Origin of the sequence: Phenylobacterium sp., assembly GCF_031412415.1 — a bacterium.
GTDB lineage: Bacteria > Pseudomonadota > Alphaproteobacteria > Caulobacterales > Caulobacteraceae > Phenylobacterium.
In genome coordinates, this window is the sequence record NZ_JANOCX010000258.1 from 1 (window position 1) to 1894 (window position 1894).

Consider the following 1894-nt stretch of genomic DNA (forward strand, 5'->3'; position numbering starts at 1 on the left):
CGGCTGTAGACGTTGGTGCGCTTCAGCGGGATCTGGATCGCGTAGTCCTGCTGCAGTTCGAAATTGGTGTCGGTGGCGGCGACGAACGGGCGCGGGACCAGGTTGTCCAGGGCGTAGTCGCGGTTGGTGAAGCCGCCGGTCCCATTGGGCGTGGGGATACCGACCAGCGTTCCGCCGACCCGGCCGGCCGTGCCGCTGCGCACGAAGACGCCATTGGAATCGATGGTCGAGTAGCGCGAGAGCGAACGCTCGGTGCCGCGCAGGGTCGAGCGGTCTTCGTAGTTGACGTGCAGCCAGATGCTGGCGCGTTCACCGCTCTGGCCGAAGGTCAGCGCCGTGTTCCAGGTGTCGGCGTCGCCCTTGCCCGAGAGGCCGTACTGGCCCTCAAGCAGCAGGCCGTCGAACTTGTCCTTCAGGATGAAGTTGACGACCCCGGCCATGGCGTCGGAGCCGTAGACCGCCGAGGCGCCGCCGGTGACCACTTCGACCCGGTCCACCAGGGATGCGGGGATGTTGTTTACGTCGACGATGCCCTGCTGGTTCGAGGCCATGAACCGCTTGCCGTTGACCAGCACCAGGGTCCGCTTGGCGCCCAGGCCGCGCAGGTTGAGGTTGGCGGTGGCGTCGGCCTGACCGGTGACGTTGGTCGACTTGGTCGCGCCGGCGATGAGCTGCGGCAAGGTGTTGAGATACTCCTCGACGTTGGTGGCGCCGACCACCTTGATGTCTTCGCCGGTGACGGTGGTCACGGGGCTGGAGCTGATCAGATCCTGGCGCGCGATCCGCGAGCCGGTGACCACCACTTCCTCGACCTCCTGGGCCATGGCCGGCGCGGCGGCGGCCATCAGCGCGGCGGCGGCCACGGTGGATTTCAGCCAAAGTTCAAGCGTATGATTTTTCATCATTTTTCCCCTATCCCGAATTGTGTCTTGGTGGCCCCGGCGTCGGGGCGAGGTCGCCTAGGGCTTTTCGGAGCCGTATAGGAAGACCCAGTCGGCCTCGGCCTGGATGCGCGCGAAGTAGCTCCAGGTGTCCACATCCATAGCCTGGCGCAGGTACGGCTTGGCTTTGTCGTACTCCGCCCGGAGGATGTAGTACTGGGCCAGGCTGTAGCTGGTGGAGGCCTTGATCCCGTCCGAGGTCGAGAACGCCTTGCCGGTGTCCCGCGCCGAGAAGAAGTCGGCAGGGTCCCTCAGTGATTTGAACAGCTGGATGCCGTCGAAATAGTTGTTGCCCTCGGGATTATCCCGCAGGTCGAACAGGGTGAGCTTGTAGTCGTCCAGCAGGGCCTTGGCCTCGACGTAGCGCGTGGCGCGGGCGAGCGAGAGGTACTCCCAGTACAGCGACGCGGTCTGGTCCGGCGGGCCGCCTGTGCCCATGCCGATCTCGCCGGCCCGACGGAACGCCTTGGCGGCGTTGTCGAACTCGTGCTTGGCGAAGTAGGCCTGGCCCAGGTGGTAGTAGGTGTAGAACTGCACGACGTCGGGGCTGGCCGGGAAATAGGCCGGGCCCAGCTTCTCACGCTCCAGGGGCTTGCCCTCGTAGAGCTTGGCCGACCGCAGGCCGTCCTCGATGGACTTGTCGAACTCGCGAACGCCGAAGTAGCGGTGCGCCCGGTGACGCAGCAGCTTGGGAGAGTCCGGATACTTCTTCAGGCCCGCGGTGGTGACCGCGATCGATTCTCGCGCCAGGCCTTGATAGCCCAGGAGGCGGGCGTACCAGGTGGCGTTGTCGACGGTCATGTCGGCCTCGTAGGCCGCCTTGGCCTCCGCGACGGCCTTCAGCAGGGTCTCGGTCGCGCCGACGTTCACCGGGTTGGGACCCTTGGTGTACATGGGCTGGCCGAACAGGTCCTTGCCCTGGTAGGTCGAGCCGGCCGGCGCCGGCTGGGCGC

Annotated in this window: 2 protein-coding genes; both read right to left on the minus strand. The window is 66.1% G+C overall.

The window, feature by feature from the left end; all coding sequences use genetic code 11:
• The coding region (locus tag RMO04_RS12710; RefSeq protein WP_309645152.1) for a TonB-dependent receptor plug domain-containing protein at window positions 1–905 on the minus strand (905 nt) is incomplete at its 3' end.
• Window positions 906–959: 54 nt separating this feature from the next.
• Window positions 960–1894 (minus strand): hypothetical protein (locus RMO04_RS12715; RefSeq protein ID WP_309645153.1); only part of this gene is annotated, 935 nt, incomplete at its 5' end.